Source organism: Methanosphaera sp. DEW79, assembly GCF_003266085.1.
GTDB classification, from domain to species: Archaea; Methanobacteriota; Methanobacteria; order Methanobacteriales; family Methanobacteriaceae; genus Methanosphaera; species Methanosphaera stadtmanae.
This window is the reverse complement of record NZ_MUZW01000021.1, coordinates 1-26,031: the sequence shown is the minus strand read 5'-3', so window position 1 is coordinate 26,031 and position 26,031 is coordinate 1. Positions and strand designations below refer to the sequence as shown.

General features: G+C 28.0%; 27 protein-coding genes. 5 read left to right on the top strand and 22 right to left on the bottom strand.

Features of this window, described 5'->3' with window-relative positions; translation table 11 throughout:
• On the top strand, positions 1 to 249 hold a 249-nt coding region (locus BZ132_RS02190), incomplete at its 5' end, for a transposase (protein WP_353743714.1).
• Positions 250 to 506: 257 nt separating this feature from the next.
• Here the strand turns inward: BZ132_RS02190 and hemB are convergent.
• The 6 genes from hemB to rnz form a co-directional block, all read right to left on the bottom strand.
• A complete protein-coding gene (gene hemB, locus BZ132_RS02185) occupies positions 507 to 1,472 on the bottom strand; it encodes a porphobilinogen synthase (protein WP_011406017.1) in 966 nt (321 codons plus the stop codon).
• Positions 1,473 to 1,548: 76 nt separating this feature from the next.
• Positions 1,549 to 2,436: an agmatinase gene (speB, locus tag BZ132_RS02180; RefSeq protein ID WP_011406016.1), complete on the bottom strand. Its 888-nt coding sequence runs from the start codon at positions 2,434 to 2,436 to the stop codon at positions 1,549 to 1,551.
• A 110-nt stretch (positions 2,437 to 2,546) separates the two neighbouring features.
• Positions 2,547 to 4,151: a replication factor C large subunit gene (locus BZ132_RS02175; protein WP_011406015.1), complete on the bottom strand. Its 1,605-nt coding sequence runs from the start codon at positions 4,149 to 4,151 to the stop codon at positions 2,547 to 2,549.
• Positions 4,152 to 4,153: 2 nt separating this feature from the next.
• On the bottom strand, positions 4,154 to 5,119 hold the full coding sequence (locus BZ132_RS02170; protein ID WP_011406014.1) for a replication factor C small subunit: 966 nt from the start codon (positions 5,117 to 5,119) through the stop codon (positions 4,154 to 4,156).
• A gap of 328 nt (positions 5,120 to 5,447) precedes the next feature.
• Entirely contained in the window at positions 5,448 to 6,068 is a 621-nt protein-coding gene (locus BZ132_RS02165) for an SHOCT domain-containing protein (RefSeq protein WP_286940323.1), read from the bottom strand.
• A 125-nt stretch (positions 6,069 to 6,193) separates the two neighbouring features.
• A complete protein-coding gene (rnz, locus tag BZ132_RS02160; RefSeq protein ID WP_112149362.1) occupies positions 6,194 to 7,126 on the bottom strand; it encodes a ribonuclease Z in 933 nt (310 codons plus the stop codon).
• Between the two features lie 142 nt (positions 7,127 to 7,268).
• On the opposite strand from rnz, the gene nadC reads away from it, so the two are divergent.
• Both nadC and BZ132_RS02150 read left to right on the top strand, forming a co-directional pair.
• Positions 7,269 to 8,111: a carboxylating nicotinate-nucleotide diphosphorylase gene (gene nadC, locus BZ132_RS02155; RefSeq protein ID WP_011406011.1), complete on the top strand. Its 843-nt coding sequence runs from the start codon at positions 7,269 to 7,271 to the stop codon at positions 8,109 to 8,111.
• 208 nt (positions 8,112 to 8,319) lie between these two features.
• Positions 8,320 to 8,760 (top strand): hypothetical protein, encoded by a 441-nt coding sequence (locus BZ132_RS02150; RefSeq protein WP_048059816.1) that lies wholly within the window; start codon positions 8,320 to 8,322, stop codon positions 8,758 to 8,760.
• 276 nt (positions 8,761 to 9,036) lie between these two features.
• On the opposite strand, the gene BZ132_RS02145 is transcribed toward BZ132_RS02150, so the two are convergent.
• The 11 genes from BZ132_RS02145 to BZ132_RS02095 all read right to left on the bottom strand — a co-directional run bounded on the left by BZ132_RS02145 (position 9,037) and on the right by BZ132_RS02095 (position 18,601).
• Positions 9,037 to 9,543, bottom strand: coding sequence for a nitroreductase family protein (locus BZ132_RS02145; protein ID WP_011406009.1), 507 nt, complete (start codon positions 9,541 to 9,543; stop codon positions 9,037 to 9,039).
• An 18-nt stretch (positions 9,544 to 9,561) separates the two neighbouring features.
• Positions 9,562 to 10,158 (bottom strand): ZPR1 zinc finger domain-containing protein, encoded by a 597-nt coding sequence (locus BZ132_RS02140; RefSeq protein WP_011406008.1) that lies wholly within the window; start codon positions 10,156 to 10,158, stop codon positions 9,562 to 9,564.
• Positions 10,159 to 10,208: 50 nt separating this feature from the next.
• Complete coding sequence (locus tag BZ132_RS02135) at positions 10,209 to 11,171, bottom strand: 3H domain-containing protein (protein WP_048059689.1); 963 nt, start codon at positions 11,169 to 11,171, stop codon at positions 10,209 to 10,211.
• A gap of 158 nt (positions 11,172 to 11,329) precedes the next feature.
• Positions 11,330 to 11,905, bottom strand: coding sequence for an Hsp20/alpha crystallin family protein (locus BZ132_RS02130; protein ID WP_011406006.1), 576 nt, complete (start codon positions 11,903 to 11,905; stop codon positions 11,330 to 11,332).
• A gap of 215 nt (positions 11,906 to 12,120) precedes the next feature.
• Positions 12,121 to 13,161, bottom strand: coding sequence for a GTPase (locus tag BZ132_RS02125; RefSeq protein ID WP_011406005.1), 1,041 nt, complete (start codon positions 13,159 to 13,161; stop codon positions 12,121 to 12,123).
• 39 nt (positions 13,162 to 13,200) lie between these two features.
• Positions 13,201 to 13,770 carry a TIGR00296 family protein gene (locus BZ132_RS02120; protein ID WP_011406004.1) on the bottom strand — a complete coding sequence of 190 codons (570 nt, stop codon included), beginning with the start codon at positions 13,768 to 13,770 and terminating at the stop codon, positions 13,201 to 13,203.
• A gap of 2 nt (positions 13,771 to 13,772) precedes the next feature.
• Positions 13,773 to 15,146 carry a TldD/PmbA family protein gene (locus tag BZ132_RS02115; protein ID WP_011406003.1) on the bottom strand — a complete coding sequence of 458 codons (1,374 nt, stop codon included), beginning with the start codon at positions 15,144 to 15,146 and terminating at the stop codon, positions 13,773 to 13,775.
• Between the two features lie 662 nt (positions 15,147 to 15,808).
• Entirely contained in the window at positions 15,809 to 16,645 is an 837-nt protein-coding gene (locus BZ132_RS02110) for an ATP-binding cassette domain-containing protein (protein ID WP_112149360.1), read from the bottom strand.
• A gap of 28 nt (positions 16,646 to 16,673) precedes the next feature.
• On the bottom strand, positions 16,674 to 17,486 hold the full coding sequence (gene cbiQ / locus BZ132_RS02105) for a cobalt ECF transporter T component CbiQ (protein ID WP_286940315.1): 813 nt from the start codon (positions 17,484 to 17,486) through the stop codon (positions 16,674 to 16,676).
• 139 nt (positions 17,487 to 17,625) lie between these two features.
• Complete coding sequence (locus BZ132_RS02100) at positions 17,626 to 17,925, bottom strand: energy-coupling factor ABC transporter substrate-binding protein (protein WP_011406000.1); 300 nt, start codon at positions 17,923 to 17,925, stop codon at positions 17,626 to 17,628.
• A 1-nt stretch (position 17,926) separates the two neighbouring features.
• Positions 17,927 to 18,601, bottom strand: a complete 675-nt coding sequence (locus BZ132_RS02095; protein WP_011405999.1) for an energy-coupling factor ABC transporter permease — start codon at positions 18,599 to 18,601, stop codon at positions 17,927 to 17,929.
• A 478-nt stretch (positions 18,602 to 19,079) separates the two neighbouring features.
• Between BZ132_RS02095 and pyrF the strand changes: the two genes are divergently transcribed.
• Positions 19,080 to 19,730, top strand: coding sequence for an orotidine-5'-phosphate decarboxylase (gene pyrF / locus BZ132_RS02090; protein WP_112149358.1), 651 nt, complete (start codon positions 19,080 to 19,082; stop codon positions 19,728 to 19,730).
• Here the strand turns inward: pyrF and BZ132_RS02085 are convergent.
• The 3 genes from BZ132_RS02085 to BZ132_RS02075 form a co-directional block, all read right to left on the bottom strand.
• On the bottom strand, positions 19,698 to 20,300 hold the full coding sequence (locus BZ132_RS02085) for a hypothetical protein (RefSeq protein WP_286940310.1): 603 nt from the start codon (positions 20,298 to 20,300) through the stop codon (positions 19,698 to 19,700). The two genes, pyrF and BZ132_RS02085, sit on opposite strands and share 33 nt — an antisense overlap.
• A 10-nt stretch (positions 20,301 to 20,310) precedes the next feature.
• Positions 20,311 to 21,228 carry a deoxyhypusine synthase gene (locus BZ132_RS02080; RefSeq protein ID WP_011405996.1) on the bottom strand — a complete coding sequence of 306 codons (918 nt, stop codon included), beginning with the start codon at positions 21,226 to 21,228 and terminating at the stop codon, positions 20,311 to 20,313.
• A gap of 73 nt (positions 21,229 to 21,301) precedes the next feature.
• Positions 21,302 to 22,189: a CBS domain-containing protein gene (locus BZ132_RS02075; RefSeq protein WP_011405995.1), complete on the bottom strand. Its 888-nt coding sequence runs from the start codon at positions 22,187 to 22,189 to the stop codon at positions 21,302 to 21,304.
• Between the two features lie 301 nt (positions 22,190 to 22,490).
• Between BZ132_RS02075 and atwA the strand changes: the two genes are divergently transcribed.
• A complete protein-coding gene (atwA, locus tag BZ132_RS02070; RefSeq protein WP_112149357.1) occupies positions 22,491 to 24,089 on the top strand; it encodes a methyl coenzyme M reductase system, component A2 in 1,599 nt (532 codons plus the stop codon).
• 117 nt (positions 24,090 to 24,206) lie between these two features.
• Here the strand turns inward: atwA and cofH are convergent, their stop codons facing one another.
• Both cofH and BZ132_RS02060 read right to left on the bottom strand, forming a co-directional pair.
• Complete coding sequence (gene cofH, locus BZ132_RS02065) at positions 24,207 to 25,256, bottom strand: 5-amino-6-(D-ribitylamino)uracil--L-tyrosine 4-hydroxyphenyl transferase CofH (RefSeq protein ID WP_011405993.1); 1,050 nt, start codon at positions 25,254 to 25,256, stop codon at positions 24,207 to 24,209.
• Between the two features lie 402 nt (positions 25,257 to 25,658).
• Positions 25,659 to 25,931: a hypothetical protein gene (locus BZ132_RS02060; protein WP_011405992.1), complete on the bottom strand. Its 273-nt coding sequence runs from the start codon at positions 25,929 to 25,931 to the stop codon at positions 25,659 to 25,661.
• Between the last annotated feature and the right edge of the window lie 100 nt (positions 25,932 to 26,031).

Here is a 26,031-nt window from a genome sequence, read left to right as displayed (position 1 = left end):
AAGAGAAATAAAACTAGCAATAACATTATTATTAAAAAAAAACTAAAAGAATGGAAAAAATATAAACCAAGAGGTTATATTGAAGATTTCTTCAAAGTATGTAAACAAGCATTCAATATGCATAAAATACACAAATATAAACCAGAATCATTCACAAAATACGTATTTTTACGCGTATTATTAATAAACCAAGCAATAAACACAACAGAAAAGACAAAGACGGCATTACAACAGTTAAGTCAACAATGATCTATCTAAGGGGCTAAAGTTTTTATAAAAGATCCAATAGATTTAGAATTTAAATTTACTTAAATTACATCACCACAATTAAAAATACATATAAAAGATATTTAAGTTACTAAAATAAAAATTAGCAAGTATTTTAACAAGTATTATAAAAAAAAAGTGTATGATTTTAGTATTAAATCCATTTAAAATTAAAAATGGAATTGTTTTAAAATTAAATCTTTTAGGTACTAAAAAAAGTAAAAAAAGAAGATATTGTTCTATTCTATACCAAGTAGTTGTGGTACAAAATAACTTATAATCATATCTGCTCCAGCACGTTTTATACTAAGTAGTGTTTCATATAGTAAATCTTCTGTAATGTATCCTTTTTCTATTCCTGCCTGTATCATTGAATATTCACCACTTACTTGGTATGCTATTGTTGGCATTTTAAATGTTTGTTTTACTTCACGTAAGACATCTAAATATGCTAGTGCTGGTTTAACAATAATAGCATCTGTTCCTTCTTGAACATCTAATGCTACTTCTCTAATTGCTTCATTGAAATTTGCTGGATCCATTTGATAGGATTTACGATCACCAAAGCTTGGAGTTGAATCTGCTGCATCCCTAAATGGTGCATAGTATGTGGATGCATATTTTGCTGCATATGAAAATATTGGAGTATTGATATAATCATTTTTATCTAGTGCTTCACGAATTGCACCTACTCTTCCATCCATCATATCACTTGGTGCTACTACATCTACTCCTGCATCTGCATAGCTTACTGCTATTTTTGATAGATATTTTAGTGTTTCATCGTTTTGAACATAGTTATCTTTTATTATACCACAATGTCCATGATCTGTATATTCACACATACAAACATCACCTAAAACAACGAGGTTTGTTTGTTCTTTTAATGCTTTGATTGTTTGTTGAATTATACCATTTTTATCATATGCACTGGATGCTTTTTCATCTTTATAATCTGGTATTCCAAAGAGTATTACTGATGTTAAACCATCATCTTCAAGAAGTCCTGCAAAATCTACTGCATCATCAACAGAATATCTGTATTGACCGGGCATTGTACTTATTTCTTCAGGATTTCCATTTTCTGTTGATTCTTTAATATATAGTGGATATATAAAATCACTAATATCTACACTTGTTTCACGAAACATGCTTCTTATTCTTTCATCTGATCTCATTCTTCTCATTCTTGTAACTGGAAACATTTTAAATCATCTTTTTATTAATTAATTTTTTAAGTTATTATTTAAAATTATATATTTTATTTGTTATTAAGTTTAGTTAGTCTTGTAGTGATAAAAAGTCATAGATTACCTTTGCTGCATTTATACTTGTTGTATCTCCTATTGTATTTGATGAAACTTCAACCACATCAATACCCACCACATTCTTTTTTGAAAGTACTCCAATCATATCCTCCAAATCATATGGTGTAATTCCACATGGTGCTGGTGTTCCTACAGAGGGTGCATATGCTGGATCTAGGACATCAATATCTACTGTAATATAAATGGGTGTATCTATTTTTTCTAATACTTTTAGTATTTCGTTCTTATTTTCTTTAATATCATGATTTGTATAGTATGAAATGTTATCTTGTTGTTTTACATATTCATATTCTTCTTTTTGTGCTGATCGTATACCTAGTTGTATTATTTGTTGGGGTTTGTGTTCATGGATTCTTCTAAGTACTGTTGCATGTGAATATTTCTCATCAAGATATGTATCTCTCATATCAAAATGAGCATCAAAATGCACTACTGTTAAATTATGAAAAAGATCCTCATTAAAATCATATATACCACCAAGAACACCATTTGTAATTGTGTGTTCTCCCCCTATTACAATAGGATACAAATCCATCTCAAGGATGGATTTTACAGTATCTTTAATCATAACATGTGTTGTTTCATAATTTCCTGTATTTACAAACACATCTCCAATATCATAACTACAAGCAGTTAGTGAAGTATCAAATGATAAATTATATGATTCAAAATTATATGAAGCTTCTCTAACAGCCTTTGGACCATACCTTGAACCTGCCATGTAACTTGTTGTACTGTCAAATCCAACACCCATAATAGCATAACCTTCCTCTATTTCCTCTTCATTATCTATAGATTTTGAAAAAGCAAAATTCATCATATTATCTGCATAAAAAAACATTGAATTACCACATCCTAATTTCTTTTAAATTATTATAGTAGATATGTATATTATCTAATTCTAATAATTTTATGGAATGTATACTATAATCAACAAAAAAAGAGGTAAAATTAGAAATCAAATAGTGTAGTTTGTCTTGATTTCTTTTTATTATTTTTCTTAGAAGTTTTTTTATCATCAACACTTGTTTTAGATGAAGTTTTACTAGAATTTTTAGGTGATTCTGTCTTATTTTTAGTTGTGGAATTTGAAGATTTTTTAGTTTTTGTAACTTTTTTTGTTGGTGTTGATTTACTAGTTTTCTTTGATTTAGTTGTAGATTTTGTTTTAGAACTATCCTCAACAGTGTCTTTTTTAGTTTTAACTTTAATTTCTTTTTTATTTTTAGATTCTTCTTTAAGTTCTACTTTTTTAGCATCTATTATCTTTTGTTTTTGAATTTCTTTTTCTTCAAGTTCTTGTTCTTTTCTAAGTTTTGTTAAACGTTTTTTCTCTACAGAAGCTGGTATTTTTCTTGATCTGAAAAGTTTTACTTCATCATCTGTTAATTTAAAATACTGTTTTAAATCATATGCTTGTTCATTATCTTTAAACAATTCTTCATAGAATACTAATTGTTTTTCCAATTCCTTAGGAGAGGTATGTAGTTTTAAACTCATCTTCTGTGTTACTTGTTCTTTTAAATTTCTATTTTTTCTTGATTTTGAAAGTTTAGTGTATATTGTTGGTGTTATAATCCTTGAAAACTTCTTATATGTTTGTTTTTTTGCTGCTGCTACTCCTCGTCCCATGAATAAAAAGGCATATTTCCAGTATGTGTAGTTTTGTGTTCTGAATGCTCTTCCCAAATTAACATCAGCAAGAGAAATCATTTCATAAGCCTTTACTATTTCATTTGTTCTTTCATACTCTCTTGGAATATTTTCTGCAATTAATTCTATTAGAAATGGTGGCTGAGTATTAACTCTCATAGCTTCAGCAACATGCTCTGGATTTTTACTTTTTAAAACTGCTACAACAGTATCAAAAATATTTTGTTCACCATCTTTTTTTGCTATAACAGATAAACTATCCTTTGTAATTTTTTTATCATTATCAACAATAGCTTCTAAACTTGTTATTGCAGATCTTAAATCACCATTTGATTCCTTACTTAATGTATATAATGCTTCTGAATCATATTCTATATCTTCTCTTGCACATATTCTTTTTAATTGTGCATTGATTGAATTTGTATGAACTTTTGTAAACTTTATTCCTTGACATTTAGGTTTAATAGAAGTTAAACGTTTACTATATGCATCATTGGCCATTAAAATTATTGGTTGTTTTGAATTCTTAATAGTTTCATTTACTGCACGTGCACCACCAGAATCATCACGTCCACTTATTCCATCAACTTCATCCATTATTAACAATTTATATCCTGAATGAAAAAGACTTCTAGTTTGTGCAGCTTCACCAATACTACTTTTTATAATATCATATGATCTTTTATCACTAGCATTAACTTCTATTGTTTCAGAAAAATATTCTTTTCCAACTAAATGTGCAATTGTGGTTTTTCCAATTCCTGGAGGACCCATTAATAATAATGGTTTTTGTGGAACACCTTTTGACCATTTATTTGCCCATACTTCTATCTGTGCCTTTGCTTTGGCATTTCCAAGTACGTCACCTAATTTTTTAGGTGCATATTTTTCTACCCATTTCAATTTTATGCATCCTGTTTAACTAATAAAAATTTACTTAATAAAGCTTCTAATTGAAGTCTTGGATTAGAACCTTCTCTTATTCTATAATCACATTCACTCATATATTCCATTAATTTTATAAATTCTACTTCTGGAATTAGTTCTTCTTGTGTCATTTGTGCTACTTCTTGATAGAATTGTGTAATTAAATCATCACCACTAACTCCTTCAATAATCATAATATCCCTGAGTAAATCACGTGCTTCCATAAAATCATGATTTAATGCTTTATTAATGATTTTACGAACATCTTTAGGTTTTGCTCTACTTATTACATCATATACTGCTTCTTCTGTTACTGTGTTTTCTGTGGTTGTTGATGCTTGAAGAATGTTAATAGATTTTCTCATATCACCTTGAGTAAAGTAAACAATATTTTCAAGTGCTGATTGTTCTGCTTCTATTCCTTCCTCTGATGCTATGTATTTTAAACGTTTAATGATATTAGCTGCTTTAATTGGTGAAAATCTAAATATTGCACATCTTGATTGTATTGGATCTATTATTTTAGATGAATAGTTACATGATAATATAAATGAAGATGTTTTAGTATACATTTCCATTTCACGTCTTAATGCTTGCTGAGCATCTTTTGTCATGTTATCCACCTCATCAAGGAATATTATTCTAAATGGAGCACCTACAGCTTTAAGTTTACAGAAGCTTTTAATTTCATTTCTTACAGTATCTATTCCCCTTGCATCTGATGCATTGAGTTCAAGGAAGTTTTGTTGCCAATATTCACCTAATAAACTTTTTGCTAATGCAAGAGCACATGTTGTTTTTCCTACCCCTGCAAATCCCGTAAACATTATATTAGGTAATGATTTTTCTTCTACATATCTTTTTAGCCTTCCAACAATTTGTTCTTGTCCTACTACATCATCTAATGTTTGTGGTCTGTATTTTTCTACCCATGGTGTTTTCATGATATTTTTCACCTAATTCATGATTTTATTATTAAGTTCTTTTTTCTATTTTAAAAAAAATTTTTTAATTAATTATTATATATGTTGATGATTTTTAATATTATTTTAAAAAAAAACATTTGTAAAAAAAAATGTGCTCCTATAGGTGTACCTTTATTTTACAAATAGATATATTATTGCCACAATTATAACAGTAATTCCAATAACAAATCCAACTATTAAATTGGGAATTTTTGTTTTATTCATAATACCCCTCATAATAGATATTTATTAAAAGAAACTTTGAAAACTATTGTCCAAAAAAAAAGAAATGGTGAGGATATTAAGTTTAAAGTCCAAGTAATTGTTTTTTCTTCTTAGTAAATTCTTCTTCTGTAATAATTCCATCTTCTTTTAATTCAAAGTATCTTCTAATTTCAGCTACAGGATCCATCTTATCTTGTCCATCTATAACATCATCATTATTAAGTAGGTGAGGTTGGGATTGTTCTGTGGAGTTGTTTACTGAAGGATTAAAATCCATATTATTATGTTGGAGTTGTGGTTGTTTATTTGGATTTGTCACATGAGTATTTGGTTGTGGCATACCATTTTGATATTTTGGAATTCTACTATTTTCTTTAATATTTAAAATTGTATTATAGAACCGTTTTAATTCATCATCATTATCATCCACACCAGCTAGCACATAATGTTTTCCAGATGTTCCAATATTAAATTTTGGTTCATTGATGAAGTTTCCTTCATCATAACTTAGAAAATTAATTTCCTCAAGAGATATTATTTGAGATTGTTGTGGTGATTCATATGGATCGAGTATTATTGCATTGTTTTCTAGTTTTGCAGAACATTTACCCATTCCATCTATTTTAACTATTCCTACACCTTCTCCCTTTTGTATGTAGGGAATTACATTTGGATCAATTTCAATACTATTAAATAAGCCCATTTTTATCACTATATTATTTTTATTGTTATGTAATAATAGTTATATTTCTATAAATAATTAAAAGTTATCTTAAGAAAAATCTTTCTAAAGAAATAATAATTAACAACTATCATCTATAAATTATGTTATTTTTTGAAATTTATTTGTACTGGTTTTTTATTCTCTATAATAACAACCATTAAATCCTCTGCATATACAGTATTTTCAAATATGGTCTTTGCCTCATCAAGTAATGGTTTTGAGGATGTGTACCTATTTGATAAATGTGTTAATATTAATTGTTCAACATTAGCTTTTTTAGCAATTACTGCTGCATCTTCTGCTACAGTATGTCCATTTTCAAATGCTTTTTCTTTAATGTCCTTGGTAAATGTTGCCTCATGTATCAACACATCAACATTCTCTGCAAACTCTATCATAGATTCTTGTGGAATTGTATCCCCACTAAATACTACTTTTACACCTTCACGTGGTGGTCCTAACACTTGTTCTGGTTTTATTATCTTACCATCTACTGTTACTTCTTTTCCTGCTTGAAGTTTTCCAAATAGTGGACCTGGAGGTATGCCTAATTCAATAGCTTTCTGTCTTAGAAACTTAGGTTGTCTTAATTGCTCGATTTTATATGCATAATCAACAACAGTATGTTTCATTTTTCTAGATAATATTCTAAAATCATTTTGTTGATATAGAATCCCATCATCTTCTATTTCATGGGTTATTAATTCATATCCTATCGTATAAAAGCCCATATGTCTTATATGATCTATTAATTCATTTATTCCTCTTGGACCATAAATATGTAATGGTCTTGTTCTTCCACGAAATGCTAATGATTGAACAATACCTGGAAGACCTAGAATATGATCACCATGTAAGTGTGTTATGTATATATCATCTATCTTCATAGGACTTATTCCAGCTTCCATAATTTGTTTTTGTGTTGCTTCACCACAGTCAAAGAGAATCATTCTATTGGATATCTTAATTATTATTGATGTATGATTTCTTGATCTTGTAGGAATTGCTGATGCTGTACCTAAAAAAGTTAATTCTATAATATTAATAACCTCTTTTTTTAAATTATTGAAAAAAATTATTCTTTTATAATTATATACTACTATATATTCTTTAATACTTAATTATTTTAAAGAAATAAAACTTAATAATTATATAATAATTAAATATGGAAGGAGAATAATGAGTATTTTTAGTGATAATAGAATTATAGAAAATGTTTATGATGACATAGGATTTGAGGATATTACAACTAACAGTTTAGTTACAGAAGATAAATGGGCACAAGCAGAAATATTATGTAAAGATGAGGGAATTCTTGCAGGAATGGATGTTGCCCATTATATTATCAATGAATTTAATCTAAATATCTCTAGTAGTTTTCTAGATGGGGATGAAATTCATAAGGGTGATGTTATTCTTGAATTTGAAGGAAAAGCAAAGGATATATTAATGGTTGAGAGAACAATTCTTAATTATTTAATGCATCTTAGTGGAATTGCCACACTTGTATCTAACACATGTAAGAAAGTTCATGAAATAAATCCAAAAATACGTGTTGCATGTACTCGTAAAACAACACCTGGACTTCAAAAACTTGAAAAAAAAGCTGTTGAAATTGGTGGTGGGGATACACATAGATTTAAATTAGATGATTGTGTACTTATAAAGGATAATCATATACAAGTTGTGGGTGGTGTTATTGAAGCTATTGATAGGGCTAAGGAAAATGTTAGTTTCACAAAGAAAATTGAGATTGAAGTTGAAAATTTAGATGATGCTATACGTGCAAGTATGTTTGGTGCAGATATTGTAATGTTAGATAATATGAATCCTGATGAAATTGAAGAAGTACTAGTAACTCTCAAACAACGTCATCTACGGGATGATGTGATTATTGAGGTAAGTGGTGGTATAACACCTGCAACAATTACAAAGTATGCTACACTTGATGTTGATGTTATCTCAAGTGGATTTATAACAAATAGTGCACAGACACTAGATTTAAGTTTGAATATTTTATGAACATATCATCATAAACTAAAAAATATCTTTCAATAAATAAAAGTTACCCTAAATATAATTAAAATTAGTAATTGAAACTATCAATATTTTAATCAAAAAATAAAAATAAACATCATCTTTATTAGTATTAAATAACAAATATAATAATACTTAGAATACAAACTGAGTATAATATATATGAGGTAATAATATGGACGATTTTGAAGAAATGAATAAAACTACCGAAGTAGAAGATGTAGAAGTAGACAAAACAGAAGCAAACACAGAAGAATACATGGATGAAAATGAAGAAAAATTACCTTTTGCAAAAGCTGAAGTAGTACGTCTCATGAAAGAAAACCTTGACGACGACAAAATGATAAGAGAAAGAGTAAAAGTAGAAATGAACAAATTCCTTGGAGACGTACTTGTTAATGTATGTAAACAATTAAATGACTACCCATACTCCACAGTAGAATATGAGATGTTAAAAGAATCAACATATCCATACACAAACATTGAAAGAATAAATGAAGAAAAAATAAGAATATTAAAACACCTCGATGCAATTAAAGCTGACTGTGATGCATTAAGTATGGATGTAAAAGCTACCCTCAAAATCAATGATAAACCAGATAATGATGAAGATGACGAAGATAACTTATTTTAAGTAAATTTCTTCATACTTTTTTTTAATATTTACTAATATTCTTTATTTTTATTAGATATGACTTTTATCAACTTATTTTTCAATTTTAACTTATTTATTAACATAGTGTAGAAAGATGATTCTAGATTAGAATGATTAAAAAGTTACACATATCTCCCTGTACACAATAAGAGATATCTTTCATTAAATACTATGTATTTATTAAAACTTCAATATAAATAATAGTTATTTAATTAATAATTAATAATCTATAAAAATAATAAAAATAGGTGAATATTATATATATTCAACAAGTTCTTCTATACTTTTACGTGTTGTTTCTCTTGGTTTAGCATCAGGATAACCAAGTGGAGTCAACAATACTGGATGATATTCCTCAGATAAATCAAGAAGTTCAATTAATGGTCTTTCATGGAATGCACCAATATAACAAGTTCCAAGACCAAGTTCTGTTGCAGTTAATATCATATGATCCATTACTATTGTTGCATCAATCTCATTAAGATTTTCTAAATCCCATGGTCTTGTCCATGCATCATTTGCCTTACTTACAACTGCAAGTACTATTGGAGCTTCAACAAACCAGTCATTATCATATACTTCTCTTAGTTTTTGTTCATGTTTTTTTGTGTCAATAACATATATTTTAAATGCTTGACTATTAACTCCTGTAGGAGCAAGTTGTGCTGCTTTTAATACTTGTTGTAATTTTTCATCTTCAACAGGCCTATCCTCATATCCTCTTACACTGTATCTTTTTTCTATTATATCTAATACTGTCATATTAACCACCATATACTCTTACTGGTCTATTGTTGTAAAACCAGTTTGTAATTTATCTGCTTCTTCTTGTGTTAATAACTCTTTTTGAGCATCATCATCATCAATAACACTATTTCCAAATGGATCTTCTAGTATTAAATCAACTTCCATATCACCCATTTTAACCTTAGTAATAAGTTCTATGATATTCAATGCATTATCTTGAACTTCTTTTGATATTTCTGCACCTTCAAGTTTTATTGCCCTTAATACTGCTTCTTCAAATCTATTTAAAATACCTTCCACATTTGAAACATAACCATCAGATTTTGGTCCAGGTTCAACTTTTAGACCTAAATGTGGTATTGTTATTGTTGCTGTCTGTGACTTTGCAACTCTTGTATTTAGCTTAGTATTATTTATTTTAAGAGTAAAACGTGCAGGTTCATTATGTTCCAATGATATACTATCTGATGATTGATATCCGCACTCTGAACAGGACACAGAAGTTTCTAGAATATCTCCAAAGTAGGGAATATTATCTGTTTTATTTGTTATTGATAATGTTTTATGTCCTCCACATACTGGACAATCTGATTTCATTAAATCATTATTATTAAATGTTTTTTCATCCATGTTTTTAATTCCTCTTTTATCTATACTAAATTTATATATGCAATATGTATTTATTTTTTTACAAGATTTTCATCATATAAAAGATTATTTTCTTTTAATTCCTGAATTATATCGTTTAATTTATTTTCATCTGGTGCATATAAATGATGACTATGTATATTGTTTGATAATTCATATAATGTTCCTAATGATTCTTTTTGTTTAGTTTCATGTTCTATTACATTTATAAATTTACCAGAGGATGTATTATCCTCATAATTTTCCACAATTCTCGTTAATGGTTCTTTAAATTCTGGAATATAATATGAAATATCAGTTATTCTTCCACCATGCTTAGTTATAATCTCCCTTTCTAAATCTATATCATCAACTGTATGTCTTACAAACACAATTCTTGATACTTCATTTATGTACTGTAATACCTTTTTTACTGTTGTATCCTTATTATTATTGAAAATTACTGGAATATTGAGTGTTTTTGCTTGACTAACTAGAGCATCATTAATTATTCTATTTTCCTTAAAGTAATCAATCTGTGTTCCACCTCTTTTTATGGCAAGAGCCCTTTGTATAAATCTTTCCTGGTGTTGTTTTTCATCAACTGTTAATACAAAAAAATGAATATTAGCCAAATCTTCAAATTGTTTTATATTAATTAAACCTGGAACTAGATGTACTCCTTCAATTACTATTGAATCATTGTCTAAAACACATCTTGAAATTACTTTTTCTATAGCAGGAATTACAAATGAAGCATGTTCTTCATATCCTGCAGTAATTAACTCTTCCTCTGATTTAAAATTATATGTATCTCTTAGTGTTGTATATGCATTGTATGATGATTTATGTAGAGCTGGCGCATATTCTGACCCTATAATACCTCTTACTATTGCCCTTATAAAATCTGTTTCTATCAAATACTTAATTCCCAGAGTATTTGCTACTTCTGATGCTATTGTTGACTTACCAATACCTGATGCAGAACTAATTAAAATAACATAAGGTTTCATAATACCACCTATTAATTAAAAATTTTATTATATAATATATACATCTGTATAGTGTAATTATTATAATGTTATTAAAAAGAGATAAATAAATTTAAAAAGAGTTCTTATACTATTAAAAAATAAAATATTATTTCTAAAGAAATAAAAAAAGAAAAGAAAAATTATACTATTTCAACATCTACTTTTTTAGGTTTTACTTTAGGAAGAGTTACTACCAATTCAAAGTTTTCAAATGAAGCAGATACATCTTCTACTTTTACATCAACAGGTATTGGTATGATATTTTTAGTTCTACCTGTACATCTTTCTCTCCTTAATATTTTAACTTCTTTATTTTCATCTTCAATAGAAGGGAATTCTGCAGTTATTTCAATAGAATCTGGAGCCATTGTAATTGAAATATCATCTTTTTTTACTCTTGGTAAATCCATTTTAAGAACTAAACAGTCATCATATTCAAATAAATCAATTAGAGGTTTATTTGCTGTGTATTCCTCAAATGTTTTATTCCATTCTTTTTGTTTTGATTTAAATGTTGCGTAAACATCATTTAACATTTTCTCTGCTGCTTTTTTTGCATCATCAGCAGCATCTCTTGATTCTTCATTAGTTGCATTCTCTGTTTCATCTGCACCATATACTTTGTAATCTTCAGTTTTTTCATCAGTTTGTGCGTTACATTGACATTCTTCTTCTGTTTTCTCTTCATCTTTTGATTCTACATTTACTTTTTGCATTGAAATCAATCCTCCAGAATTGTCCTAAATTTAAATAATTTAGTTATACAATAATGTTTAACTTAAAGTATATATAAGTTTGTAAATTTATTCTTAACTTAAAATTTTTAAAAAAGACTTATTTAATTAAAACACTGAAAAATAATGATAAAAATACGTTAATTATATATTTAAAAAAAAAGTAGTTGAGAAAATAAAAAAATACGGCAATATTTCTATTTTCTAGGATGACGAAGTGCATATTGTTCTGTGTATTTATCTTCTGGAGTAAATGATTCTCCTAATTCTTCAATTAAATTTTTAATATCACTAATATTACTTAAATCATTAATACTTGTCTTGAATATAGGATCATCTATTTTTTGAGAATATTCCTCAATAACACTATCATCTTCTAATAAATCAGTTTTATTAAATAAACAAATCATCTGTGTTTCAAATACCTTCTTAATTTCAGCATATAATAAATACTGATTTTCCATTAAAAATCCTGAAGTTTCAGATGGATCGAAAATATATATGATAATATTACCTAAATGTTCCAATGCTGCTATAGCATTTAATTCAATTTCATTCATATCATTAATAGATCTATCAAGTAAACCAGGAGTATCTATAATTTGATACTTCTTATATCCCAATTCATAATTTCCTATCTGTAATCCTTGTGTTGTAAATGGATAATTTGCTACCTTAGGACTTGCATCAGTAATATTATTTAGTAATGTGGATTTTCCAACATTTGGAAAACCTGCAATAACTACTCTTATAGCATCAAAATTTATATTAGGCATATTTTTTAGTTCACGTTTACAGAAATCTAAAAAGTCAAGTTCATCTTCTATTCTTTTAACAATAGATACTATTCTACCATATGCTTCTTTTCTTATTGGAATAGCACTAAGTGAATCTGACTTTCTTATTCTGCTAGTGTATTGTGATTGAATTTGTTTTATAACACCTAAAGCCCAGAAAACTGCACCTAATGAATGTTTATACTGATCTACACCTACTACTATATCAATATAATCCTGATAGAATTCTGGTAATTCCTCTATTATAGGTGTTCCTACAACAATTCCATTAAATGTGCTTGTAATAATATCACATGCTGTATCTACTCTTACTTCTTCAATTCTCTTACCCTTTACACGTGGATGTAATTTTGAACTTCTAACTTTAGAAGCTGCTTTACTTGCCCTGTTAAATGCCTTGTCAATAATTTCATCTGGTGTTGGTATATGTGGCAATTTCATGTTTCATTCTCCTTATATGTTATTCTAAAATAATTTATCCTATTCTTGAAATATTTGTGCTTGAAACTTAAATATGTCTGTTGTAGCACTCATCCATGCATCAGAGGCTAAGCCTGCCTTATAACATAAATTTTCAAGAAACTCTTCAATATCCCAGTTTTGTTCTATAGGTACTTGTGGAAGTAATAAACCCCTATTATAATCAGATTCGATAATTAAACCATCAACACCTACTTCTAGTTTATCAAGATATTCATTATAATCCTTAACTATTACTTTTGTAGGTTTTGTAAGTACACTTATTTCAATAGTAATATTTTGAAATTCATCTAATGTTAATGGCATAAAACGTGGATCATTTACTGCAGCTGCTATTGAAACATCTAAAACAGCATCAATTAATGGTTTATATGGTTCTGGATAACCAATACAGCCCCTTAAATTATTATTAATATTCAAAGTTACAAATACACCTAATTTTTCCCTAAAAATTGAGGGAATATCTTCTGGTATTTGATAGTCCTTATTTTCTAGATAACAACGAATATTATCACGTGCTATTTTAAGAAGAAGATTACCTTCTTTTTCAGTTAATAATCCACATTGCATTTTTATACCCCACCAACAGTTGCCTTACTTACTCTTATATGAGGTCCCCCATCACCTACAGGTGCTGTTTGACCATCTTTACCACAGAACCCTACACTTAATTTAAAGTCAGATCCTACTCCTGTTACATTATTTAATATATCTAATGTACTTCCAGACAAGGATACATCCCTTATATGATCATCAAGTTCACCATTATTTATAGTATATGCTTCTACTGCATTAAATTGGAATACTCCACGTCCAGTATCTACTTGTCCACCACGAGATCCTTTAAGATAAATTCCTGTTGACATATCTTCAATTAATTCATCAAATGATGATTCTCCAGGTTGGATATATGTATTACTCATACGTACAATCGGTTGATCTTTAATTATGGATCTTGCATTTCCACTTGATTGACGTCCTAATTTTTTTGCAGTTTCACGTGAACTAAGAACTGATTTAAGTACACCCTTTTCTACTAGAACATTTTTAGATGTTTTAGTTCCTTCAACATCATATGCATAATATCCAAATGCATCTTCTCTTGTTGCATCATCTACAACAGTTATTAAATCAGATCCAATCTTTTGTCCCTGTTTATCCTTTAGTATTGAATCATTTTGAAGTATAATATCTGCCTCTGAAGCATGACCTAGTGCTTCATGTATAAATACTCCTGCAAGTTCAGGATCTAATATAACTGGAAAATCACCAGATGGTGGTGTTTTTGCATCGAGTAATCCTATTGCTTTTTCAGAAATACTTCTTCCAAATGATTCTAAATCTGCATCTTTAATTATTTCAAAACCCTGTACACCACCGAGACTTTTATGTCCTATTTGCATAACTTCACCATTTGATGCAACAGCATTCATAGAAAAGATTGTTCTATTATTATTTGAAAGAATACATGTTCCTTCACTACTTAGAAGTAAATTAGTTCCTTCTACTTCTGAATATGTGATGTTTGTACTTTGTATACCATCTAGTTGAGCAGCATCATTTGCTTCTTTCATGCAACTAATTTTATCTTCGAATGTAACATCATCTATCTTAATTTTTGCTTTTGATTCAACTGTATCTTCTTGTGGATTTGCCGGAGTTAGTTCAACATCACTACTTAATTGATTTGCAAGTATTGTTGCTTTATTTGCCACATCTTCCACCTTATTTATATCTGAGGTGAATGCTGAACCCCATGCACCATTTTGTAGTACACGAATTCCAACTGCAAAATTTATTCCAGTATCCACATTATCTATTTTACTATCCTTCATTACTATAGAATTACTAGTAGAATCTCCTACTCTTATATCTACATAATCTACTCTAGATTCTAATTTTTTAATTATTTTTTGAAAATAATCTACATCTATTTCATTAGACACTGATTTGTTCCTCCCATATATTTTTTTTATAAATAAATAAAAATTATTATTAAGTTAAAATAAAAAACAGTACTTTTATATTAAAATTATTGTTTTTACTAATTGATTATTAGTATTTATTTATGTTTCACATAATTAATAATATTTTATTAAATAATGGGTCATTGCCAAAACATAATGGATTAATATTTTTAGATTTAACAAAATCACATTTTAGCACAGATAATTTTGTTCTTGATACTTCTTTCTAGTTTCACTTTTCTACATATTCAAAGTATTATTCATGAGTAGAGTTAATTCTAGTTTTCTATTTTATTGATTTATAAATTTATTTAATGTTTTTAAAGCAAGAAAATAATTATAAACAGGATTTAAAAAAATTAATGAGAAATCTTAAAAAATATAAAGTAAAATACGTGTGAAAAACTAGAATAGAGTTAATTACTTAACTTTTAATATATTTTAGTTTTTAAAGGTCAATCTCTTAATAGTTAAATGCTAAAAATAGATACATAAACAACAATTCATGATTTATTAGATAGATTAGGTAATTAACTAGACTTAACAAAAAAAAGTAATTATTCTTCTAAAAACATCACAAAAAAAATAGTTGTAAAATATCCTAAAATATTCTACATTAAGCCTTTAAAAAATTATATTTATTATAATTTTGTTAATAATGCATCATATGCATCAGATACTGTTAATGGATAGCCATTACCAAATGTTATGTTATGTTCTTTATCTAATTTTTCAAATAATTGACCTATCCAAGGTAAGCGTAAATCTGCTTCTTCAATAACTTCTTTATCTGTAAATATTTCTTTACATGTTCCTGATTTAATTATTTTTCCATCAACTATTACTTCAATATCATCAGAATATAATGGTACCAAATCAACATCGTGTGTTGATATTATAATAGTCATTCCTTCCTTATTTAAATCATATAACAGTTGCATTATACTTGAAGCACCATTTGGATCTAAACCACTTGTAGGTTCATCTAGAACCATTACCTTAGGTTTCATTGATAGAATACCTGCAATAGCTACACGTTTTTTCTGTCCACCACTTAAATGATGTGGTGGTTTTTCTGCATAATCAGACATACCTACCTTTTCTAGTGCATCCATAGACCTTGTTTTTACTTCCTCTTCTGATAAACCCATATTCATTGGTCCAAAAGCAACATCTTCAAGTACTGTTGGTGCAAATAATTGATCATCTGGATTTTGAAATACTATTCCAACTTTTTGTCTTGCTGCAAGTAAACTTTTTTTATCATATTTTAGTGTTTCACCATCAATTTCAACACTACCAGATGTAGGTTCAATTATTCCATTGAAATGAAGAAAAAGTGTACTTTTACCTGCACCATTATGACCTAATAATGAAATCATTTCTCCTTCTTCAAGTTTAAAATCAATTCCTTTTAGAGCTTCTGTTCCATCAGGATAGTTATATACTAAGTTTTTAGTTTCTAATATTGTTGTCATGAAAATCCATCCTATTAATATTTATTATCTATACTGGTATTAAATAAGGTACCACATTTATTGATGCTGTGACATATATAGAATATGCTAGTAGTACTTCAAATACTATTAATATAATCCATTGTTTAATTGTTATGTCATGAATTGTACTTCCATGGTAGAACATGTTTAATTTTCCATTGTATCCTCTTGAAGCTAATGCCTTGTATGCCATTTCTCCTTGTTCCCAAGTTCTTATAAATACCATACCAGCTAGTGCTGCAAGACAATTCATCCAACTTGAATAACCATTATATCCAAGTCTTGTTTTTTGAGAGTAATACATTGTTTCTGTAACATCCAAAAATAGGAATATGTATCTATACATTAATATTGCCAAATCAACAAGTTCAGTTGGAAGATGTAACTCATTAAATACTGCAAATAACCTATTAACAGGTGTTGTTAATATAAGAAATGATAGTGCAGCTACACCACCCATTACTTTGAAAAATACAAGTACACCCCTGTTTAAACCATCAGCTGTAATTCCCCATCCAAAAAGACCTAAATCCCAAATATGTGGACCTATACCAATGAAAAATGCCATAAATATTACTGATATTATAGCAAAACTAAATGGTACTAACATAAATGTTGCATAAAATCTAGATGGTATCTTTGCTTTAAATAAAATAAGAATTGTACTTAGTATAAATATAATAAATGGCATTATTGGTGAATTAGCAAATAAATTTAAAATTAATGTAATTACAGAGAATAAAAGTTTGTAATAAATATTAGCATCTACTAAATTATTATGGGAAGCATAATGATCTAATGTATCCTCAAATATTGACATTATTTATTCACCACTTTATAAAAAATTATTTCTTCCGATTTTTTGAAAAACTAATATTTTAATAGATTTTTATAAAAAAAATTTCTTAATAATGTTTTTTCTAAAAAAAAAGTGAAAAAACAAGTGTATGTTTTTACACTTAATCTCTTTTTGATTGTCCTTTCCAGTAACCAAAAATATAACCAATTATAATTGCTCCTATTGCTGTTTGTAAACAGAATAAAAGACTTTGAATTTCACCACTAGGTGGTTCCCATAATGGTTCAGCCCATACTTGGTAATCTGGGTTGTTTTCTGTTATAGCATCTCCACCAGCATCATCTGATCCACCAAAGTATCCATCATCTTCACCATGACCATTATAATAAGCTAATGGGAGAACAATCAATACTCCCACTATTAAAAGTAGGATAATATTTTTTGTTGTGTTTGAAACCATTTTAGTTAACTCCTGCTTCTTCTTTTGAAATTACTCTTAACTTTACAAGAATATCTGGTTTCTGTTGTTTAATGAATCTGTAAATTACCATTGTTAATATACCTTCAGCTATTGCTAATGGTATTTGGGTAACTGCAAAGATTCCTAAGAAAGTAACCAAAGCTGTGAAGAAATCTGGTTTTGGGAATGCTAAAGATAATTCTATAGCTGTTACCACATATGTCATTAAATCTGCGACAAATGCTGTAAAGAACATTGCAATTTCATCATTTACATTTAATTTTCTAAGTCCTAACCAAACTGCATATCCACATAAAGGACCAATAATACCCATGGATAACACGTTTGCTCCAAGGGTTGTTATTCCTCCGTGTGCTAATATAACTGCTTGGAATACTAATACTATTACGGATAAAACTCCTACTACTGCCGGTCCAAAGAATACAGCACCAAATCCATTACCACATGGATGTGAACAACTACCAGTTACAGATGGCATTTTTAATGATGATAATATAAACATGAAAGCACCAGATAATGCTAACATAGGCATGGCTTCATCACTTTCTGCAGTAACTTTTCTTATCTGCATTATACCATAAACTATAAATGGTATACATATTATGTAGTAAATTAGACACCATAGTGGTGGCAGAAAACCTTCCATTATATGCATTATTTTTCCTCCTTATATTTTCCATAAAAAAAATATAATATAAAATTTATTTTATTATCAAGTAATTCTAATCATTATAATAAAATAATGTATAATACTCTATTCAGAATATTATTTAAATATTTGGATTAAAAATTAAAAAATATTTTAATTTTATATGTGAGTAATACTTAGTTTTATGAGAAAAAAAAGTCTAATATATATATTTTTAGAAAAATATAAATATAAGTTATTTTTAAGAATCAAAGAAATAATAATTAAAAAATAGAATAAAAAATTGTAATTTTTAAGAAAATATAAAAAATAAACTATTTAACCAAACCTAAAAATATAGTGTTTTATTAAAAAAAATAAAAATTAAAACAAATAATAATCCACTATACAAACAAAAAAAAGACATAGTCTAAAAAAAAAGTTCAATAAAAACATGAGAAAAATTAAACAAAGTATTTCTATTTAGTAAATTAAATAAGTAAATATGAATGTTAAAAACCAGATAATATTAGCTCTAGATGTAGAAGAGAAAAATAAAGCCTATGAAATATTAGATCAAACAACAGAATATTTAGATACTATAAAAATTGGTTATCCCATAACACTAGCCCTAGGTCCTTCTATTATAACTTCAATAAAAGAAGAATATGATGTAAAAATCATTGCAGACTTTAAAGTAGCGGATATAGATGCAACAAATGAAAAAATAGTAAAAACTACATTAAACTACGGTGCAGATGCAATAATAGTACATGGATTTACTGGAGAAGATAGTGTATTGGCATGTAAAACTATGGCAGAAAAATTAGACAAAGAAATATTTCTATTAACAGAAATGTCACATCCCGGTGCAGATAAATTCCTAAAACCAGTATCCTTAGATATTGCACAGATGGGAGTAGATTTAGGAATTAAAAATTATGTAGCTCCAGCAACAAAAATAGATAGATTAAAAAAAATTAGAGAAGTAGTTGGTAAAGATTCATTTATAATCTCACCAGGTGTTGGATTCCAAGGAGGTAATGCAAAAGACACACTCCAATATTCCAATGCTGCAATTGTAGGACGTAGCATATACAATGCTTCAAATCCTAAAAAAGCATTAGAAGAGATCATAGAATCTATCAAAGTATAATCCTACAAATTCATAACTTAAATCAAATAAATAGAAACATATGAAAGTCATTGGATTAAATAAATAAATTCCTTGAGTAATTGAGAAAAATCTAAATAATAATCCTATTAATGATATGATAAGTACTGTTACTTTAAGAGCATATCTATATTTGAAGAATTTATCTACTAATGTAACTTCTTCATTATTTTTTTCTTTATTATCAGAAAAATCATTACCCTTCTCATCAATATATGCTGCAATTATACATAACATTAGCCAAATCCAACCGAATTCATTAAGTAAAATAGCCCAAAACTGAGGTGCTATTATATACAACAATAGAATAAATATTATGGCAGATATTATGTGATTTATAGAATCAACTTTTTTTGCTAAAGCAGTTCCAATAAGAATACTAACAAAAATAAATACAGCATCCATACTTGTAGCACAAACTAGTACTGTGAAAAATACACATAACAATCCAGTAATTATTGCAAGTACCTTATTATTTTTAGTATCCATAGCTTCATCTGAGAATTTCATAAAAAATCCAGATAAAGCATAACATAACGCATCAAATAACATGAAAAAAACCTTATTTTATTTTATCTAATGCGCCTGCAACAATCAATGGAAATAGTACTGTTGCATCACCCACAACTGTTACTAGATTAGAACCTTTTTTAGCTTTTGCCCATGATTTTGCTTCTTCAAGTGGTGCTCCACTTAAACTTCCACCTTCACTCCTATCTAATGTAATTTGAATTCCAGCATCAATTCCACCAGTTAATATGTTAGATGCTAGGGTATAATGTTTTGGTAATCCTCCACCAAGCATGCATGCAGTTACATTTTTAGAGTTATATACAAAATCAGATAAATATGCCATATCTTCCACTGCACTTATTGTAAAATCATGATCTTGACAGTAAATCCATAGTTGTAATCCAATCATACAATCAATTAAGCCTGGTGCAAATATTGGAACATTGTTAGAAGCTGCTGTTTTAATAATAGATTCATCATCCTCAATTAACAATCCAATTTCATATAAAAATTTTTGAATGGATATTGAATTATATTTCTCATTTATCTTAGCAAATATTTTATGTATTTCCTCTTCAAACACTTCAAAGTCCTCAGATTTTGTATAGATATCACCTATACGTCCAATTCCACTATCTTGTAGTGATTCATCATCTTCATGTAAACCTGCATAATGTCTTCCACCAAATGATTCTACTAAGTCATGTGTTAAATTTGCTCCACTTGATATTATCAAATCAACATATCCATTTTTTACTAAATCTCGAACTACCTTTCTTAATCCTCCAGGAACCATTGGTCCTGCCAGACTTAGAAATATCTTTGTTTCAGGATCTTTCATTGAATCTGCAAGTAAATTTGTTGCATGTGCAATTCTACCTGCCCCTAAAACACCTGATTCATCTAGTTGAGTTATAAATTCAGAGATTGTCATGTTTTCTGTTATATTTAAATGTTTAACTTTCATTGTAATTAACCTCATAAAAAAATAAATTTAAAAAAATTTTATGGGAGTTGAAATAAAATAAGTTGGAAAAAGATTAATTTGAAGAATCTAATAATCTTTTTAACATATCATTAAATGATACAATTCCATAAATTTCATTATTCTTATCTAATAATATTAATGCTGTTACATCATTTTGTAGTAATAATGTCATACCATTTGATAAACTAATATTATCTCTTGCAGTTACAACAGACTCGCGCATAAACTCCTCAGCAGTACTATCCATCTTATTAGCAGCTACAGCATCTATAATATCAGAATATCTTATAACACCTAATATGTTGTTATCATCATCAACTATTGGTGCTCCTATTTGATTATTTTCTGATAATATTTTACAAATATCAGTAAGTTGCATTTGAGGAGTTATACTTTTTATCTGTTGAGTAGCAATATCCCTTAGTTTAACATTAGGAATACTTATAATATTTTTTGTTTTAATTAGAAGTACATTATCTACATCATCCCTTCCAATAATTGTTCCATCAACAGTTAAATTATTTACAGGAGTTGGACCAATTTTAATAGTATCATCAAGATCTAATTGTTTAATATCTCCTAATACTGAAATTGTTGCTTCACAATCCCCTGGTCTTAAAATACTGGTAAATTCTATTTTATTAACGGAAATATCTGAAACAATTGCGCCATTAACATATATTGGTACATGAATTTCACATGGATCATTTTCTATATTTAGAGTATGATATGCCTCCAATGTAGGTTTATATCCTCCTCTTGGTCCAGGAACACCTTGAACTAATCCTAAACTACGTAAAGATTGCATTTGATTACGTATTGTTCCAGAATTTCTACCCATCAAATCAGCTATACTTTCACATTTAACGGAAGTACATTTGGATTTTCTATATAAATTAATTAAACTTTGTAAAATCTCTCTTTGAACTGCTGTGAGCATGCTTTAACCTCTTTATGTGATTGAAGTGATTATAATTTTTAATGTGTATACATAATGTAAAAATAAATAATAAAAATTATAATTATATATATTTTTATATATACTTCTAATCTAATAAAAAGTTTATTACAAATTATTACAAATTATTATAAATTTAGAGGTTATGAAAAAATATTAATAGATTTTATTGTAGGTTAATATAATAATAGTAAATAACATATTATAATATATAAACAAGTTTGAATGAATCGAAACTAAATTTATTAGAAACAAAAAAATTACTTTGATTAGGTGTAAAAAAATGAGTTTTATTGAAGTTAAAAATGTTACAAAAAAATTTGACAATACTATTGTACTAGACAACATTAACTTAGAAATTGAAGAAGGAGAAGTTCTTGGTATTCTTGGAAGAAGTGGATCTGGAAAATCAGTACTACTAAATATGTTACGTGGTATTCCTGAGTATATACCAGATGAAGGAGAAGTAATATACCATGTTGCATACTGTCCAAAATGTAATCATGTAGATACACCATCTACTGCAGGACAAACATGTTCCTGTGGAGAAAAAACAGAACTTAGAGAAATAAATCTATGGAACTGTTCTAGAAAAGAATTTTTAGACATTAAAAAAAGAATATCCATCATGTTACAAAGAACATTTGCATTATATGAAGAAGAAACAGTAATTGAAAATATAATGAAATCCTTTGAAAATCAACGTGATGAAGATAATGTTAACAAAGCAATAAAACTTCTTAAAATGACACGCATGGAACATAGAACAACTCACATTGCCCGTGATTTAAGTGGAGGAGAAAAACAAAGAATTGTATTAGCCAGACAATTAGCAAAAAATCCAATGGTATTCTTAGCTGATGAACCTACAGGTACTCTTGACCCTAAAACAGCAAAATTAATACATTCTGCTCTACTTAGTGGTGTTAAAAATAAAAATATTACCATGATTATAAATTCACACTGGCCTGAAGTAATTGAAGATTTATCTGACAGAGTTATATGGTTAGATAATGGAAAAATAATAGATGAAGGTAAACCTGAAGATATTGTTTCAAAATTCATTAAAGAAATACCATTACCTAAAAAACATCCGGCAGTAACAATAGGTGATGCTTTAATTAAAATGGATGATCTTAAAAAGTATTATTTCTCAACAACACGGGGAGTTGTAAAATCAGTTGATGGAGTAACACTAACAATTAATGAAGGAGAAATTGCAAGTGTTGTAGGATTAAGTGGAGCTGGAAAAACAACACTTTCAAAATTAATTGCAGGACTTATAGAACCAAGTGATGGAGAAATTGAAATAAGACTTGGTGAAGAATGGATAGATATGTCTAAAAAAGGACCAATGCACAGAGGACGTGTAACACCACATATAGGATTATTACACCAAGATTTCAGTCTATACCCATATAAAACAATACTTGGAAATTTAACTGATGCAATTAGTCTTGACTTACCCTCAGAATTTGCAAAAATGAAATCATTACATGTATTAACAGCTGTTGGATTTAAAGAAGAAGAAGCAGCATCATTACTTGAAAAATATCCTGATCAAATGAGTGGTGGAGAAAGACACAGAGTCGCTCTTGCACAGATTCTTATTAAAGAACCAAACATAATAATATTAGATGAACCTACTGGTACAATGGATCCTATAACAAGACGTAATGTTACAGAATCAATATTAAATGCTCGTGAAGAACTTGACCAAACTTTTATTATAATATCACACGATATGGACTTTGTACTTGAATGTTGTGACACTGCAGCATTAATGCGTGAGGGAAAACTTTTAGATCATGGAAAACCTATAGAAATAGTAGACGAATTAACATCACAAGAACGTACCAAAATGCTTAACAAACATGCATAAATCTGACTCCCCCCCCCCTTTTTTATATTTATTATAAAATAGAGAATAATTCAATAAAATAAAAAAAATAGTGTTGAAATACATATCATATTAATACATACTTCTTCTTAAAAACAATTACAACATCTCATACTTAGTAGTTCTCTCTTGTGGAATTCTACCAATATCCTTAATTAATTGTTTGATTTTTTCTACAGGTAAATATCCACCATAACCACCACCTGCAGCTGTGGATATTTTATCTTCAATCATTGTTCCACCAATATCATTAGCACCACATGTTAGAGCAACTTGTGTCATTCTTAGGCCTAACTTTACCCATGAAACTTGAATATTTGGAATTACATCCCCAAAGATTATTCTGGAAATTGCATGGATTTTTAAATCCTCAATACCTGTAGCACCATTAGATATTTTTCCAAGCTCATTATTTTCACCTAAAAATGTCATTGGAACAAATTCAGTAAATCCATGAGTTTCTTCCTGAATTTCCTTTAATAAAAACATGTGTTCTATCCTATCTTCCCATGTTTCAATACTTCCATACATTATAGTTGAAGTTGTTGGAATTCCCAATTCATGAGCTTCCTTAACAATCTTTGCCCAATCGGCTGTAGATACCTTATTTGGACAGATTTGTTTTCTTATTGAATCAACTAAAATTTCTGCAGATGCACCAGTCATTGTATCCATTCCTACATCTTTTAACCTACTTAAAGCTTCAAAAGTAGTTATATTTGAATTTTTAGCAGTTTGATATATTTCTGCAGGAGATAATGCATGTAAACATATTTCATGTTGATTTTTAATATTTTCGATAAGATTACAATAATAATCTATATCCATATCCCTAGTAATTCCACCAAATAAACATATCTCAGTAGCTCCCACTGTTTTTGCCTGAACAATACTTTCAGAAATTTCTTCATTAGTCATTTTATAATTTTCAAAATTTCTAAAAGAACAGAATTTACAGCCAATCATACAATTATCAGTTATATCAATAGCCTTATTAACAACATAAGTTACTTTATCACCAACAATAGTTTGTCTTAATTTATCAGCAGTATCAAATAATTCAAACTGATTTGCAGATCTGACTAATTCTATAGCATCTTCTTTAGTAATTTCATTATCTAATGATTTATTATATATTTCTTCTATCACAAAATCCACCTTAATGAATATAAAAAATAAATACAAAAATTCTTATAACACATTAACTTCTCTTAATCTATTATTATATTAAGTAATAATTTATTTAATAAATTATCTGAAATTCTTCATAATATATTAAAAGTATTAAAAAAATAGTGAAGGTTATTGACTTACTCCTGACATATAAAAGTCTAGGATTCTCGGGCAATAAACATTATAGTTTAGATTAATCGAGCTATCCCCCATAGTCCATGGGTTTATTTTTAATCATAGCATACTTTTTTTTAGGCTTAAATAATTATCTTTAAACCATGACATGCATTACTACTGATTTATTCTAAGTAATTCTTTCTTTTGTCTAATTCATTCTACCTATTAAATGTTAGGCTATTTCGACTAGAAGGATAAAATTTATTCTGGTAAAGTTATTTTCCATAAGTAGTATAATTCTTCTACTTTATCTTGTTTTTTAGATCGTTTTTTAGATTTCTTTTGAAGGGTGGATTCTTCTCCAAACCATTCTTCTACAGTATTATCTAAAAATTCTGCAATATCCTCATCATAATAACGAGTACCTATTGTGTAACAATCAGGTTCATTACGAATATAAATAATACCTCCACCTTTTTCTTCCATTATATCAGTAATTTTTAATAATGTATCATAATATTCTTTTGCTACCATGAGAAACCTCCCTTTTTTATCAAGAATTAATATTATATATATTTATAAAATAATTTATATATTAATTTTATTATTGATGGATTTATTATACTAATTAATT